Annotated in this window: 10 protein-coding genes and 2 pseudogenes; 8 read left to right on the top strand and 4 right to left on the bottom strand. The window is 69.8% G+C overall.

What is annotated here, in order from left to right:
- Window positions 1-342 (top strand): annotated as a pseudogene (locus WMR31_RS20805) (hypothetical protein); the annotation flags it as partial.
- Window positions 343-621: 279 nt separating this feature from the next.
- On the opposite strand, the gene WMR31_RS20800 reads toward WMR31_RS20805, so the two are convergent.
- Window positions 622-1299, bottom strand: a complete 678-nt coding sequence (locus WMR31_RS20800) for a hypothetical protein (protein ID WP_340540816.1) — start codon at window positions 1297-1299, stop codon at window positions 622-624.
- A gap of 191 nt (window positions 1300-1490) precedes the next feature.
- Between WMR31_RS20800 and WMR31_RS20795 the strand changes: the two genes are divergently transcribed.
- A complete protein-coding gene (locus WMR31_RS20795; RefSeq protein ID WP_340540815.1) occupies window positions 1491-2417 on the top strand; it encodes a glycosyltransferase in 927 nt (308 codons plus the stop codon).
- Window positions 2418-2419: 2 nt separating this feature from the next.
- Window positions 2420-2761, top strand: a pseudogene (locus WMR31_RS20790) (GtrA family protein); the annotation flags it as partial.
- A 31-nt stretch (window positions 2762-2792) separates the two neighbouring features.
- Here the strand turns inward: WMR31_RS20790 and WMR31_RS20785 are convergent.
- The gene (locus WMR31_RS20785) at window positions 2793-4727 is read right to left on the bottom strand and encodes a DUF6020 family protein (protein ID WP_340540814.1); all 1935 of its coding nucleotides are present in this window, start codon (window positions 4725-4727) and stop codon (window positions 2793-2795) included.
- A gap of 76 nt (window positions 4728-4803) precedes the next feature.
- Between WMR31_RS20785 and WMR31_RS20780 the strand changes: the two genes are divergently transcribed.
- From WMR31_RS20780 to WMR31_RS20765, 4 genes are all read left to right on the top strand, one after another.
- Window positions 4804-5304, top strand: a complete 501-nt coding sequence (locus tag WMR31_RS20780) for a hypothetical protein (protein WP_340540813.1) — start codon at window positions 4804-4806, stop codon at window positions 5302-5304.
- Entirely contained in the window at window positions 5301-6809 is a 1509-nt protein-coding gene (locus tag WMR31_RS20775) for a hypothetical protein (protein WP_340540812.1), read from the top strand. Before WMR31_RS20780 ends, WMR31_RS20775 begins: the two co-directional genes overlap by 4 nt.
- A 143-nt stretch (window positions 6810-6952) precedes the next feature.
- Entirely contained in the window at window positions 6953-8428 is a 1476-nt protein-coding gene (locus WMR31_RS20770) for an amino acid permease (protein WP_340540811.1), read from the top strand.
- The gene (locus WMR31_RS20765; protein ID WP_340540810.1) at window positions 8425-9303 is read left to right on the top strand and encodes a universal stress protein; all 879 of its coding nucleotides are present in this window, start codon (window positions 8425-8427) and stop codon (window positions 9301-9303) included. The genes WMR31_RS20770 and WMR31_RS20765 overlap by 4 nt, the downstream gene beginning before the upstream one ends.
- 124 nt (window positions 9304-9427) lie before the next feature.
- On the opposite strand, the gene WMR31_RS20760 is transcribed toward WMR31_RS20765, so the two are convergent.
- Both WMR31_RS20760 and WMR31_RS20755 read right to left on the bottom strand, forming a co-directional pair.
- Window positions 9428-12001, bottom strand: coding sequence for a glycoside hydrolase family 65 protein (locus WMR31_RS20760; RefSeq protein ID WP_340540809.1), 2574 nt, complete (start codon window positions 11999-12001; stop codon window positions 9428-9430).
- On the bottom strand, window positions 12001-12753 hold the full coding sequence (locus tag WMR31_RS20755) for an HAD family hydrolase (RefSeq protein ID WP_340540808.1): 753 nt from the start codon (window positions 12751-12753) through the stop codon (window positions 12001-12003). The genes WMR31_RS20760 and WMR31_RS20755 overlap by 1 nt, the downstream gene beginning before the upstream one ends.
- 157 nt (window positions 12754-12910) lie before the next feature.
- Here WMR31_RS20755 and clpB point away from each other — a divergent pair, with 157 nt between their 5' ends.
- The gene (clpB, locus tag WMR31_RS20750; protein ID WP_340540807.1) at window positions 12911-15493 is read left to right on the top strand and encodes an ATP-dependent chaperone ClpB; all 2583 of its coding nucleotides are present in this window, start codon (window positions 12911-12913) and stop codon (window positions 15491-15493) included.
- The last annotated feature ends 26 nt before the right edge of the window (window positions 15494-15519 follow it).

Raw genomic sequence — 15519 nt, 5'->3', positions numbered from 1 at the left:
GCGGCCCACCTCGACACCGGTGTTGCGATCTCACCCGGCCAGGCCAGGCGGCTGGCGTGCGAAGCCGGGATCATCCCCGCCGTCCTCGGCGGCAAGAGCGAGGTCCTCGACCTCGGCCGCACCCGCCGGTTCCACACCCCCGCCCAACGGATCGCGATCGGCCTCCAACAGGACCACTGCCAAACAGAAGGCTGCGACACCCCCGCCGCCTACTGCCACACCCACCACTCCCACTCGTGGCAAGACGGCGGTCACACCAACACCCACGACGCCCGACTCCACTGCCCCTTCCACCACCACCAGATCCACGCCTCCAGCCAGGCCCATCCACAGCGGACGTAGGCGAGGATCCGGTTGGCTAGGTCGTTGAGGTCGGCGAAGTCGCCGGTCGCGGTGGCGTTGCGTTGCAGGATCGAGAAGTAGATCTCGACCTGGTTGAGCCAGGAGGCATGCACGCACGGGCAGGTGGACCAGGGCCGCGTTGGGCCACGCGGCGCGCATTCGGTCGATCGGGGCCTGTCCGGCATAGGAGGAGCCGTTGCCTGCGCGATCTCGACTGGCCTGAACACCGGTGGTCGTCCTGAGCGGGGCCGGTCCTTGAGCCCGTCGAGCGACACGCTACTAGCGGCCGAGGATGTCGCCGCGCGGCGCGGCGCCGGTCCGCGGTGCGCTCGTCCCGCCGGCCGCGTTGCCGGCCACTGTCTCCACGGTGAGGGATGACTGCAGGGCCGTCCCGGCCTGGGTGAGGTACCCACACAGCTGGAAGGTGTGCACGCCCGGCGTCACCGGCAACAGGATGTCTTGGACGGCGAGGTCGCGGGAGGAGCCGTCGACGCCGCCGAAGGTGCGCCGGTCGTAGCCGAGTCCGACGCCATCGGCGCAGGCCTCCGAGTCGGCGCCCACCCAGGTCACCGTCAGGCTGTTCGCGGGCCCGTTGTAGCCGATCTGTCCGGTCGCGTGGACGAAGCCGACGCCCGGCGGCACGGTGATCGTGATCGGCGCGATGACCTGGGTGCGTACCCCGGCGCTCAGGGGCACCGAGGGCGCGAAGCCGCCTACGGCGCGGTCGAGGTAGGTCGCGGGGGCTCGGCCCGCCAGTTGATCGGCGGTCCTCGCGCGGTCGGCGGACCTCGCGCGGGCCACGGTGAGGGTGGGTGCCTTCTTCGCGATCACCTGGGCGGCGATCTGCTTGACCTTGCGGACCGTCAGGCCGGCCGCGTCGGCGGCACCGATCGATCCGAACATGAGGAGCACGAGGAGCAGGCCGATCATCGGCGCAGAGGGTCGCTTGGTAGCCATGCCCAGATCCTTGGACTCTCGGCGGCGCCCCGCCTGACCCGCTTGGGCCAGGCGAGATGACCCCAGCGGGCTATTGCGTGACCGAGCGGAATCGAGCCGTGTGGCCACGGCTGGCTACAGTGGCCGTCGTCCGACCCGCACCGGGTCGGCCCGCGACACCCACGTCGGGCGAGACGACCACCGAGGAAGACATGTCATTCGAAGAGCTCCGGATAGCGGCGATCGTGCCGTGCCACAACGAGGAGCTCACGGTCGCCAAGGTCGTCGGCGACCTGCGCGCCGCGCTGCCGACCGCCGAGATCTACGTCTACGACAACAACTCCACCGACAAGACCTCTCAGGTCGCCGCGGAGGCCGGCGCGATCGTGCGCACCGAGCGGCGCAAGGGCAAGGGCAACGTCGTGCGGCGGGCCTTCGCCGACATCGAGGCCGACGTCTACCTCATGATCGACGGCGACGACACCTACGACGCCTCCGCGGCCCCGCGGCTCATCGAGACGCTCGTCTCCGGTCCGCTCGACCACGTCGTCGGGGTCCGGGTCGACACCAACGAGGACGGCAGCTACCGCCCGGGTCACGCCATGGGCAACAAGGTCTTCAACGCCTTGACCAGCAAGATGTTCGGAGAGCCGGTCACCGACATGCTCTCGGGCTACCGCGCGTTCTCGCGGCGCTACATCAAGTCGTTCCCGGCGAACTCCCAGGAGTTCGAGATCGAGACCGAGCTGACCATCCACGCCGCGAACCTCCGGGTCCCGCAGGCCGAGGTGCCGATCGGGTTCCAGGACCGGCCGGAGGGCTCGGAGTCCAAGCTGCGCACCTTCCGTGACGGCTTCAAGATCCTCGGCCTGCTCGGCCACCTGATGCTCCACGAGCGCCCGCTGTTCGTGTGCGGACTCTTCGGCCTGCTGTGTGCCCTCGTCGGCCTCCTGCTCGGCATCCCGGTCGTGGCCGACTACATCGACACCGGCCAGGTCGAGCGCTTCCCCACCGCGATCCTGGCGTCGTCGCTCATGGTGCTCGGCGCCCTCGCGCTCGGTATCGGTATGGTGATGAACGCGGTGATGCGCGGCATCCGGGAGACCCGCCGTCTGTTCTACCTCCAGCTGTCCGCCTGATCGTGGCCTCGGACGACCTCGGCGGCAGTGCGCGCCGGTATCTCATCGTCGGTCTCTTCAACACCGGCCTGGACCTGCTCCTGTTCACGGCTTTGGCGGTCGCCGTCGGTCTGCCGCCGGTGATCGCGAACGTCGTGTCCACGATCGTGGTGATGACGATCAGCTTCTTCCTCAACCGGGCCTGGGTCTTCCGCGCCGAGGGCGCCGGCCTGCGTGCCTATGTCGCCTTCGTCGCAGTCACGTTGTTCAGCGGTCTCGTGGTGCAGTCGCTGGTGATCCTCGGGGTGCTCGGCCTCGCCGACGTCGTGGTCCCGGACCTCTCCCATGACATCGCCGCGCCACTGGCGAAGGTCGCTGCGATGGGGGTCGGGATGGTCAGTAACTTCCTGGGCTACCGCTGGGTGTTCGGTGCGGCGGGGACGCCGGATCGTCCCCGAGCCGATCGCCCCGATCCGGTAGATCCGCATCCGACGCCCCCCGATCACCCGCGCGATCGCTGATTGCGAGCATCAGCACGACCAGCCCGAGCGCGTAGGTGAAGGCCAGCACGTAGCGTCCGCCCGCGCTGAGTGGTGAGACGCCGGCGATGCCCAGTTGCAGCGCGAACGGGAGCGCCCACAGCCAGGCGTAGCGCCGCCGGACGGCGATCGCCGCGGCCAGCAGGAGGACGACCGCGATCGTCCGGGGCCCGTGCGACACGATCGGGCGGCACGCGAACCAGCCGTAGCAGGCGTTGGCGACATCGCGGACGCCGCCGCGCAGGGTGGCGTTGACGGGCACCGGGGCGACCCGATAGCCGGCGACCTCGCGCTCGTAGCGCGGCGACCAGGGCGGGTACCAGTCGGTGCCCTCGTCGAACGGATCGAGGTAGCGGTAGGACTTGAGGAAGAGCCCGTCCGCGAAGGTGCCCGGATACTCCGTTGCCAGCCGCACCACGATCCCGTTGAGCACGTCCCAGTCCTCGGGCTGCACGGTCTGGTAGTGGAAGCTGAAGGTCTTGCGCTCCAGCGGGCCGGTCGACTTCACCGGATCGGAGTTGGACGGGTCGAAGACCTCGACCATCTCATCGAGGTCGAAGATCCTCGACAGCTCGTCGCGTTCGGTGGCGGTCAGCGCGTCCGGATGCTCGCGCAGCGTCAGGGCGAGCAGCTGCATCTGAACGCCCTTGGTCTCCACGGGGTCGGAGGGGATCGCGGTGCCGCTGGCGGTGATGAGCGAGATGGTGCCGAAGACCAGCAACGCGGGCAGGCCGACGGCGACGACGCCGGCGGCACGCTGCCGGGTGAACAGCATGGCGGCTGCTTGGGCGACCAGCACGATCCAGCCGAACTGAACGCTCAACGCCATGATCAGCGACATCGCGATGGTCTCGGCGTACCAGCGGCGACCGGCCGGCCGGTCGGAGTGCATCCGCTTGGCCAGCAGCGCCAGCCACCACACGAAGGCCGCGCAGAACCACTGGTTCTTGTGCTCGGCCATGCTCCACAGCGCGATCAGCGGACTCAGCGCGGTGAGCGCGAGGGCGAGGCCTCGGTGCCACCAGCTCGGCACCAGGCTGCCGAGCAGGGAGAGGGCGCGACCGAAGGCGACGAGGGTGAACAGTGCGGAGGCCAGCGAGATCAGCACGATCGCCGGCATCAGGCTGCCGAACAGCTGGATGCTCACCCACCCCAGCGAGCCGTAGCCGAGCATGACGAAGAACGGATGGTGGTTCGACCACATGCTGTCGGTGCCCGGTTGGCCGTTGTCGAGCAGGTAGAACGACGTCGGGTAGTCGATGTAGGGCGCCGTCTGGTCGGCCGGGGCGAACGGACCAGCGCCCGTGAAGTCCGAACGCCGCTGGAGGAACTCGGCGAACATGTTCGCGGCGTCGGGGCTGGGCTGCCCCGGGAACGACGTCAGGTAGAACGGCAGCCACACGAGGGCGAGCAGAGCCGCGATGCGGTACCAGCGCCCGAACACGTGATCGACGAACCGGGCCAGGCGCGCGCGGCGGCTGCCCGTCGCGGGTACGGGGGCCCGGACGCCGTCGCGCCAGGCCGCTACCCGGTGGCAGCACCAGCGGAAGAGCAGGATGTATCCGGCCGCCACGACCGCGACGATCGCTACCACGGCGATCGGATGGTCGGGAATCTCGCGACTCAGCAGCAGGTACGGAGCCTCATCGGGGCGCAGGAGCCGGTTGATGAATCCAGCAGCCGTGGCCGCGATCACCAGGCCGACGACGAGCCAGCCGACGACCGGCCCGACGAGGCCGACGCTTCGCGATCGGAGGCGCGTGGAGCGTTGCTCCGTCGCGGCATCGGCCATGGCGCGGAGTGTATCCGCGCCCGGCTCCGTGGCCGGGACCTGTCGAGGTCGGCGCCGAGATTAGGATCGGGGCGCCATGACTCGCCTCGTCCCATCCACCCGCCGTGCCCGGGTCTGGGTGGCGCTCGCCGTCGGGGTGATCGTCTTGGTCGCGGTGAGCCCGGCGTTCGGGCGAGCCGACGTCACCGGAAACTACCGACCCGTGCTCCCGCCCGACGGGCTCACCACCGGTTGCTATCCGCTTCCCGGTGGCGTGGTGCCCGACTTCGAGTACGTGCTGCGTCGCGACGGCGACACCGTCGGCGGACATGGGCTGCGGCGACGCACCGTGCTCCACGTCGACCGGATCGACGCCGCCGAGGCACGCGAGCGCCTGCTGGCCCAGTTCGCGGCGGCGGGGGTCGACGGCGGTGTGCGGATCGAGGCTCACGACTTCGAGGGCATCGCCGACGACGCGGTGGTCCGCGGGGAGCTCGTCCTCGATCTGCCGGTGGTCTCGCGGCAGTCCGCGAGCTCCGAGTGCGACGACGTCTTCTCCACCAAGCGGTTCACTCCCGACCTCACGGACCGCTCATGACGACGGACGCCACTCGCACCTCGCCACCGGCGGACCCCGCAGGAGGCACGCGGGCACGGCTGCGCGCCCGCTGGGACGGCCTCGGTCGCTCGACGCGGATCCTGGTCTGGCTCTTCGCCGCGGCCGTGCTGATGAAGGTGATCACCTACCTCGGGATCGCCGACGGCCCACTCGTGGGCGACGAGGCGTTCTACCTCGACTCCGGTCGAGCCCTCTCGAACCTGATCCGCGACGTCGTGTGGCTCCGGTCGCCCGACACCGCCGAGATCGAGCGGCACGTCGTGGGCAGCGGCTGGTTCATGCCGGGCATGTCGGTCGTGCTCACGCCGCTGTACCTGGTGGTGCCCGGCGCCTCGCTCGCACTGGTGCGGGCCTACCTTTCGGTGTTCTCGACGATCCTGCTGCTGCTCACGGTTCTCAAGGTGCGGCGTACGCTCGGCGACCTGCCGGCCGGCGCGATGCTGGTCTTCCCGGGGCTGGTGCCGACCTACGCAGTCTTCGGTGCAGCGGCCTGGGGCGACACCTCGGCCGGGCTGCTCGTGGTGCTGATGCTGTGCCAGGCCGTCGACATGCTCCGCGCGGCGCGAGACCACGGCACGATCTCCTGGCGCGACGGCGTCAAGCTCGGCATCTACGCGATCGTCGCGGTCTACTTCCGCTCCAGCGTGAGCCTGCTCGTCGTCGGGATGCTCGGACTCACCTTCGTGCTCTCGCTCGTGCTCGCCCGCCGCGCCGACCGGCTCCGGGTGGTCGGCACCTACGTCGCTGCCGGCGTCGTCTTCGTCGGGCTGCTCGCCCCCTGGAGCATCGGAGCCTCGGCGTCGCTGAACGGCCCGGTGCTGACGACCGTGTCGGTCCCGACGGTGCGCGCCAACGCGTTCGGCGACCGCGACACGGTGTGCTTCGGGGAGTGCGACCCCGGTACCAGCATCTGGTTCTCGCCGTTGCGCTACTCCCGCGAGCAGGGCCGGGCCACCGGCCTGAGCGAGCTGGCCATCGCCGATGAGATGTCGGCCTACGCGCGCCGCCACGTGACCGCGCAGTCCTATGCGCGCGACGTGGGCATCAACTCCGCGCGGTACTTCGGTACCCCGGCGAGGTTCGCGACCCTGTTGCGGTGGGACGGCGCGCCGTACAACATCGTGCCGCTCGCCGAGGTGCTCACGCTCGGCACGTTCTATCCGGCCTGCCTGGTGATGCTCGTGCTGCTCGGCGCGGCGACGCGCCGCCGCTTCGACACCCAGCTCACCCTGGTGCTGCTCAAGGTCGGCATCATCGGGCTGCTCGCCCAGCCGTTCGTGCACATCGGCGGCCCCCGCTACTGGACGACGATGGCACCGATGCTCGGCATCGGCGCCGCCTTGCTGTGGACCCTGCGCCAGGAGCGGCGTGCCGAGCTGCCCGTGCAACGCGGCGCGGTGTCGACCACGCTCTTCGCCCTCCAGATCGCACTCGGCGTCTTCGCGCTGGCGGTCGTGGCGACGATCGGGCTCCTGGCCATCTAGTGCGCGCGACGTCTGTCTGACCGGACCCCGCCCGCGCACGCGGGTGAGGACCAAATGGCGGCATTCGGAGGTACCAACCGGACTCGAAAGGGTTTACCGTCGCCCGAACGCGGGGCATCGCGCCCCATCTCGAGGAGGACGAGATGAGCGACCGTACGAGTGTGGCCCTGAGTCTGAGCGACCAGCTGTGGCGACGCAAGCCGATCGCTGCCCAGAAGGGGGGACCCGAGCTCCAGCGAAGCTTCGGCACCTTCCAGCTGATGCTGTTCGGCGTCGGCGCGACGGTCGGCACCGGCATCTTCTTCGTCCTGCAGGAGGCGGTGCCCGATGCCGGGCCGGCGGTGATCGTGGCCTTCCTCGTCGCCGGCGTGGCGGCCGGCCTCTCGGCGATCTGCTACGCGGAGGTCGCCAGCGCGATCCCCGTCAGCGGCTCGACCTACTCCTACGCCTACCACTCGCTCGGCGAGTTCATGGCGATGGTCGTGGCCGCGTGTGTGCTGCTCGAGTACGGCGTCAGCTCGGCCGCGGTGGCCGTCGGCTGGAGCGGGTACCTCAACGAGCTCCTCGAGAGCCTGATCGGCTGGCACCTGCCGGATGCGCTGTCGTACTCGCCGATCCCCTACGAGGACAACACCACCGGCATCGTCAACCTGCCGGCGGTGGCGCTGGTGATGATGTGCATGGTCCTGCTGATCCGCGGCGCGAGCGAGTCGGCCCGGGTCAACACCATCATGGTGATGATCAAGCTGGGCGTGCTGCTGATGTTCGTCGTCATCGGGTTCACCGCCTTCAAGTCCGACCACTTCAGCGGCTTCTGGGACTCCGGCGCCTCGGGCATCAGCGCCGCTGCCGCCACGATCTTCTTCTCCTTCATCGGGCTCGACGCGGTGTCCACGGCGGGGGAGGAGGTACGAGATCCACAGCGCGCGCTGCCACGCGCGATCATGGGTGCGCTCTTCGTCGTGATCAGCATCTACGTGCTGGTCGCGCTGGCCGGGGTGGGCGCCCAGCCGGCCGAGAAGTTCTCCGATCCCGAGCAGCAGGACGCCGGCCTGTCGAAGATCCTGTTCGACATCACCGGCAACCACGTGTCCGGCACGATCCTCGCCGCCGGTGCGGTGATCTCCATCTTCTCGGTCACCCTGGTCACGGTCTACGGCCAGACCCGCATCCTGTTCGCGATGGGCCGCGACGGCATGCTGCCCAAGCGGTTCTCCGCGGTGAACCCGCGGACCCTGACCCCCACCTTCAACACCGTGGTGGTCGCGATCGTGGTGTCGCTGATCGCCGGCTTCGTGCCGGCCGACTACCTGTGGGACACCGTCTCGATCGGCACCCTGATCGCCTTCATCGTGGTCGCCACGGCCGTGCTGGTGCTGCGCCGCACCCAGCCCGACCTAGAACGGCCCTTCCGGGTGCCGGGCTACCCCGTCCTGCCGCTGCTGACGATCGCGGTCTGCGTGTACGTGCTCTCCGGCCTCGCCGCCGTCACCTGGATCATCTTCGCCTGCTGGCTCGCCGTGGTGCTCGCCTTCTACCTGCTGTGGGGTCGCCACCACGCGGCGCTCAACCGTGGCGAAGTGGCCGATACCGAGGTGCCGGAAGGAGACCGTTCATGACTCTCGTGGTCGGCTATGCCGCACTCAAGGGCGACGTCGCGCCGCTGCAGCTGGCCGCGACCCTCGCCCGATCCGCCGGGCAGGACCTGCTCGTCGTCACCATGGTGCCCGCGCCCTGGCCGACCCCGACGGCCCGGGCCGCCGACCGCGAGTTCGAGGCGTGGGCCCAGGAGCAGGGGCAGCAGACGGCGGCCGCCGCCCAACAGGTGCTCGCCGAGTTCTGCTCCGACATTCCCGCGCGGGCGGTCGCGGTGCCCGGCAAGTCCGAGGCGGCGACGCTGATCGACCAGGCCATCGAGGTCGACGCCTCCATGATCGTCGTCGGGTCTGGTCACGACGGAGCCTGGGGCAGCGTGGTCCTCAGCTCGACCGCCGACCGGCTGCTGCATTCCTCCTCGATACCCGTGGCCGTCGCCACCCGGGGCTTCCGCGCCCCCGAGGACGCGCGGGTCACGCGGGCCACCTGCGCCTTCCGCGGCGACGAGGCCTCGATCGCCGTCCTGACCCGCACCGCCGCGATCTGCGCCGAGGTCGGCGCCGCGCTACGGGTGGTGACCTTCGGCGTCCGAGGCAAGACGATGTACCCGCCCGAGGTGATCGGCGAGGACGACATCCTCGCTGCCTACGTCCAGGACACCGGTGCGCTCCAAGACCGTGCCGTCGCCGACCTGGGTGCCCTGCGGCCCTCCGACGTCGAGACCACCGTCGCCACGGGCCGGAACTGGTCCGAGGCGCTGGACTCCCTGGACTGGGACCGTGGCGACGTGCTGGTGGTCGGCTCCTCGACAGCCAGCCTGATGCAGCGCCTGTTCCTCGGCTCCACCGCCACCAAGATCGTGCGCTCCTCACCGGTCCCGGTGATCGTGGTTCCCTAGCGCAACCGACCTCGGGAACGCTGGCAGGGACGGTTGCCGGGTTTCGTCGGCGCTCGCTGGGGCTCGCTTGCTCAACCTCCGGCGGTCGGTACGACGGGTGCCGGGGTTCGGCCGGCGCGGGAGTTCAGTCGCCCGAGGGCACCGTGGCGGTGATGACGGTGCCGTCGGCACGGCGGGTTCCCGCCGGGTTCGCGGGCTCGCCCTCCAGGCGTGGGCCCTGGCCCTCAAGTGGCACCGTGACCGGGTGGTCGGGGCCGACGGTCACCTCGGTGCCACGCACGTCGAAGGTGACCGGCCGCTTGCCCTCCTCGACCTCGAGGCTGAGCGAGTCGGCGGTGATCGTGATCTTGACGCGGGTGCCGCGCAGGGTCAGCCGGTAGGTGAGATAGCTCCACTCCTCGGGCAGGCGCGGGTCGAGGGCCCAACGGCCCGAGCCGAGGTCGCGGAAGCCACCGAAGCCGCACACCAGCGCCGTCCAGACGCCGCCGGTGGAGGCCACGTGGACGCCGTCGGAGGTGTTGCCGTGGCGGTCGCCGAGGTCGACGAACAGGGCGGCGTAGAAGTAGCGCAGGGCCAGCTCGGTGTAGCCGACCTCGGCGGCGATGATCGACTGCACGACCGCCGAGAGGGTGGAGTCGCCGGTGGTGATCGGGTCGTAGTAGTCGAAGTCGGCCTTCTTCTGCTCCAGGGTGAAGTCCTCGCCCTGCAAGAACAGCGCGAGGACGACGTCGGCCTGCTTGAGCACCTGGAACCGGTAGATCACCAACGGGTGGTAGTTGAGCAGCAGTGGCCGCTTGTCGCGCGGGGTGTGGTCGAGGTCCCACATCTCGCGCTCCAGGAAGTGCAGGTCCTGGGGGTGGATGCCCAGGTGCTCGTCGAAGGGGATCGTCATCGCGTCGGCCGCGCGCTCCCACTCCTCGACCTCGCCGTCGCGGAGGCCGACCCTGGCGGCCATCTCGGCGTAGTTGTCGGGACGCTTGCGCTGGATGAAGCGCACCGCGCTGGCCGCCCGCCGCAGGTTGAAGCGCGCCATCACGTTCGTGTAGAGGTTGTCGTTGACGACGGTCGTGTACTCGTCGGGGCCCGTGACGCCGTGGATGTGGAACGCGCCGCCGTCCTCCTCGCGCCAGAATCCCAGGTCGGCCCACAGCCGGGCGGTCTCGACCAGGATGTCGATGGCCTGGTGGTCGAGGAAGTCGTAGTCGCCGGTGGCCTCGACGTACTGGCTCAGCGCGTAGGCGATGTCGGCGTCGATGTGGTACTGCGCGGTGCCGGCGGCGTAGTAGGCCGAGGCCTCCTCGCCGTTGATGGTCCGCCACGGGAACAGCGCGCCCTTCTGCGCCAGCTGGCGCGCGCGATGGCGCGCCGACTCCAGCAAGGAGTAGCGGAAGCGCAGTGCGTTGCGAGCGGCGGTCGGGTTCGTATAGGTGAGGAACGGCATCACATAGATCTCGGTGTCCCAGAAGTAGTGGCCGCCGTAGCCGGACCCGGTGACTCCCTTGGCCGGGATGCCGGCGCCGTCGGCTCGAGCCGAGGCCTGGGCCAGTGAGAAGAGGTTCCAGCGCACCGCCTGCTCGACGGCGGGAGGACCCCCGATCTCGACGTCGGAGCGGGCCCAGAACGCGTCGAGCCACTCGCGCTGGTCATGGAGCTGGTGCTCGACGCCCTCGGCGTCGACCCGGTCCAGGGTGCGCAAGCACCGGTCGAGCAGCTCGCCGGTGGGCACCACGGTCGCGGTGTGGTAGGCCACGGTCTTGATCAGCCGGATCGGCTCGCCCTGCTCGCCGGAGACGTGGAAGATCGCCTTGAGCAGGTCGTCGTCCTTCTCGTAGGTGCTGGAGTGCGGGCTGCGGGTCTCGAGCTCGTGGGCGACGGCGAGCGCGATGGTCATCCCGCTCTGCGTGCACTGGTAGCGCAGCGCCATCCGGTCGTCGAGGAGTGGTCCGTGGTCGTTCTCGGGTTGGAGGACCCGGTCGCCGAACTGGTTGGCCTTGCGCGGGTCGAACTCCCCGGTCGCCCGGGCGATCTCCACCGCGCCGCCCCGGTCGGCGTCTTGTCTGTTGAGCACCTGGGAGCTGATCGTGATGGGCGCGTCGCCGTCGAGCAGGGTGACGTCGAAGGTCATCAGCGCCAGGTGGCGCTCGGTGAAGGAGACCATGCGGGTGCTGTCGACGCGGACCCGCTTGCCGGTGGGCGTGCGCCACACCACGTGTCGCGACAGGACGCCGGTGCGCAGGTCGAGCACGCGCTCGTACTCGACGATGTCTGCGGTGGACAGCTCCAGCGGCTCGTCGTCGACGTAGAGCCGGATGATCTTGGCATCCGGCACGTTCACGATGGTCTGCCCGACCTTCGCGAAGCCGAAGGCCTCCTCGGCGTGCTGGATCGGCCAGGTCTCGTGGAAGCCGTTGATGAAGGTGCCATTGGTCGAGAAGTCACGGCTCTCCTCGTAGTTTCCGCGCAGCCCGAGGTAGCCGTTGGCGACGCTGAAGACCGACTCGGTCGTGCCGAGGTCGCGGGCGTCGAAACGAGCCTCCACGAGCCGCCACGGGTCGACCGGGAACCGCGAGCGGTCGAGGGGGTCGGTCGCGGGGGGAGCCTTGTGGCTGGCGCCGTGCGGTTGATGACCTTCTTGGGAGGGGTGGTGCGACGGAAGGTGGGCGGCGTGAGGCGCGGAGTGGGGGTCGTTGGTCTTCATCAGGCCTCCTGGCTCACGAGCTCGCCCAGGTCGTCGACGACGACGTCGGCGCCTGCCTCGGTCAGGGCTTGGTGGCCGACCCCGCGGTCGACCCCGATGACCAGTGCGAAGTCTCCGGCCGCGCCCGCGGCCACACCGCTGGTGGCGTCCTCGACGACGACGGCGCCGGACTCGGGGACTCCGAGCTCGCGGGCGGCCTCCTGGTAGGTGTCAGGGGCGGGCTTGCCCTTCAGGCCGCGTTCGGCGGCCACCCCGCCGTGCACGACCACGGGGAAGTAGCCGGTGACGCCGGCGGCGGCGAGCACGTCGGGCGCGTTCTTCGAGGAGGAGACGATGGCCATCGGCATCCCCGCCTCGCGCAGCTGGTCGAGCAGGCGCCGCGAGCCCGGGTACGCCGATACGCCCTCGGCCTGCAGAACCTGCCCGAAGGCGGCGTTCTTGCGGTTGCCGAGACCGCAGACGGTCTCCTCGCCCGGCGGCTGGTCCGCCGGGTCCTCCGGTGTGCCCTCGGGCAGTTCGATGCCGCGCGAGGCCAGGAAGTCACGGACGCCGTCGTAGCGCGGCTTGCCGTCGACGTGGGCGAAGTAGTCGGCGTCGGTGTAGGGAGCCGGTGCCTGTGCGTCGCTGCCGCGGGAGTCGAGGAAGTCGTTGAACATCTGCGCCCACGCCCGCATGTGCACCTCGGCGGTCGGGGTGATCACCCCGTCGAGATCGAAGAGGACAGCGCGGTAGCGGGACCAGTCGACAGTCATGGCGCGAGCGTAGTCGTCCCGGGCGCAATGTGAGCCGCTCAATAAAATTGAGGGGAACAAACTCAAGTCAGAGTGTGCTACACACGGTGTCCGGGCCGTCCGGACCCTCATTCGTCCCGAACGTACGCAGCAGCCACCGCTAGCAGGAGCCCCGCATATGAGCCAGTTCTCCATCGAGAAGTTCACCACCAAGAGCCGCGAGGCCATCGAAGGCGCCCAGTTGGCCGCGACCACCGCGGGCAACAGCACCGTCGAGCCGATCCACCTGCTCGTCGCGCTGCTGCGCGATCCCGAGGGCAGCGCGGCCACCTTGATCACCAAGTCCGGCGCCGACGTCGCCAACCTCGCCGCGCACGCCGAGCGGGTGATGTCCGGGCTGCCGCGCGCCACCGGCTCGACCGTGCAGCGCCCCACCATGTCGGCGGGCCTGACCAGGGTGCTGGCCAGCGCGATCGACCTGGCGGCGTCGATGAAGGACGACTATGTCGCCACCGAGCACCTGCTCATCGCCCTGGCGACGGTGGAGTCGGATGCCCAGAAGCTGCTCAAGGAGGCCGGTCTCACCGAGAAGGGCCTGCGCGAGAGCCTCACCGCGATGCGCGGCAACCGCCGCGTCACCAGCCCGGACGCCGAGTCGACCTGGGAGGCGCTGGAGAAGTACTCCGTCGATCTGACCAAGGCCGCCGAGGAGGGCAACCTCGACCCCGTCATCGGTCGCGACGCCGAGATCCGCCGGGTGATCCAGGTGCTCTCCCGCCGCACCAAGAACAACCCGGTGCTCATCGGCGAGCCCGGTGTCGGCAAGACCGCCGTCGTCGAGGGCCTGGCCCAGCGGGTGGTCGACGGCGACGTCCCCGACTCCCTCAAGGGTCGCAAGGTGCTCAGCCTCGACCTGGCCGGCATGGTCGCGGGCGCCAAGTACCGCGGCGAGTTCGAGGAGCGGCTCAAGGCCGTCCTGGAGGAGATCAAGGCGGCCGACGGCCAGGTCATCACCTTCATCGACGAGCTGCACACGATCGTCGGCGCCGGTGCCGGCGGCGACTCCTCGATGGACGCCGGCAACATGCTCAAGCCGATGCTCGCCCGGGGCGAGCTGAGCATGATCGGCGCCACCACGCTCGATGAGTACCGCGAGCGGATCGAGAAGGACCCTGCCCTGGAGCGCCGCTTCCAGCAGGTGTTCGTGGGAGAGCCCTCGGTCGAGGACACCATCGCGATCCTGCGCGGCATCCAGGCCAAGTACCAGGCCCACCACGGCGTGCGGATCACCGACGCCGCGCTCGTGGCAGCCGCCACCCTCTCCGACCGCTACATCACCGGACGCCAGCTGCCGGACAAGGCGATCGACCTCGTCGACGAGGCCGCGAGCCGCCTGCGCATGGAGATCGAGAGCTCGCCGGAGGAGATCGACAAGCTCCGGCGCCAGGTCGACCGGCTCCGGATGGAGGAGTTCGCCCTCAACAAGGAGGACGACGCCAACTCCAAGGACCGCCTCGGCAAGCTGCGTGCCGAGCTCGCCGACAAGCAGGAGGAGCTGCGCAGCCTCGAGGCGCGCTGGGAGCGGGAGAAGGCCGCCCTCGAAGGCACCGGCGAGCTGCGCAAGCAGCTCGACCAGCTGCGCATCGAGGCCGACAAGTACCAGCGCGAGGGCGAGTACGAGAAGGCCAGCGAGATCCTCTACGGCCGGGTCCCCGAGCTCGAGAAGCAGATCGACGCCGCGGAGTCCAACGAGCCGCCCACCGACCCGATGGTCGGCGAGGCCGTGGGCGCCGAGCAGATCGCCGACGTCGTCGAGGCGTGGACCGGCATCCCCACCGGGCGGCTCCTCGAGGGCGAGACCTCCAAGCTGCTGCGGATGGAGGAGGTCATCGGGGGTCGCCTGATCGGCCAGCTCGAGGCCGTGGTCGCCGTCAGCGACGCGGTGCGCCGCTCGCGCGCCGGGATCGCCGACCCGAACCGCCCGGTCGGCTCGTTCCTCTTCCTCGGCCCCACCGGCACCGGCAAGACCGAGCTGGCCAAGGCGCTGGCGGAGTTCCTGTTCGACGACGAGCGGGCGATCATCCGCATCGACATGAGCGAGTACTCCGAGAAGCACTCGGTGGCCCGCCTGGTCGGAGCGCCTCCCGGCTACGTCGGCTACGACGAGGGTGGCCAGCTCACCGAGGCCGTGCGTCGGCGTCCCTACAGCGTCGTGCTGCTCGACGAGGTGGAGAAGGCCAACCCGGAGGTCTTCGACATCCTCCTCCAGGTGCTCGACGACGGCCGGCTGACCGACGGCCAGGGTCGCACCGTCGACTTCCGCAACACGATCCTGATCCTCACCAGCAACCTCGGGTCGCAGTTCCTGGTCGACCCCGACCTCGACCCCGACGTCAAGCGCGACTCGGTGATGGCGATCGTGCGCCAGTCCTTCAAGCCGGAGTTCTTGAACCGGCTCGACGAGATCGTGATGTTCGAGGCACTGTCGAAGGAGACCCTGACCCACATCGTCGACATCCAGCTCGGCCTGCTGGAGAAGCGGCTCGCGGCGCGCCGGATCACCCTCGACGTCTCCCACGAGGCGAAGGAGTGGCTCGGCGAGACCGGCTTCGACCCGGCGTACGGAGCACGGCCGCTGCGCCGTCTGATCCAGACCTCGATCGGGGACCCCCTCTCGAAGATGCTGATCTCGGGCGAGGTCACCGATGGCTCCACCGTGCACATCACCGCCACGCCCGACGGGCTCAAGCTGAGCGCCTGATCCGGAGCTTCCGGAGAACATCGGGG

The sequence above is a fragment of the Nocardioides epinepheli genome, from assembly GCF_037936805.1.
Lineage (GTDB): Bacteria > Actinomycetota > Actinomycetes > Propionibacteriales > Nocardioidaceae > Nocardioides.
The sequence above is the reverse complement of the archived record's forward strand: the minus strand, read 5'-3'. Positions and strand labels throughout refer to the sequence as shown.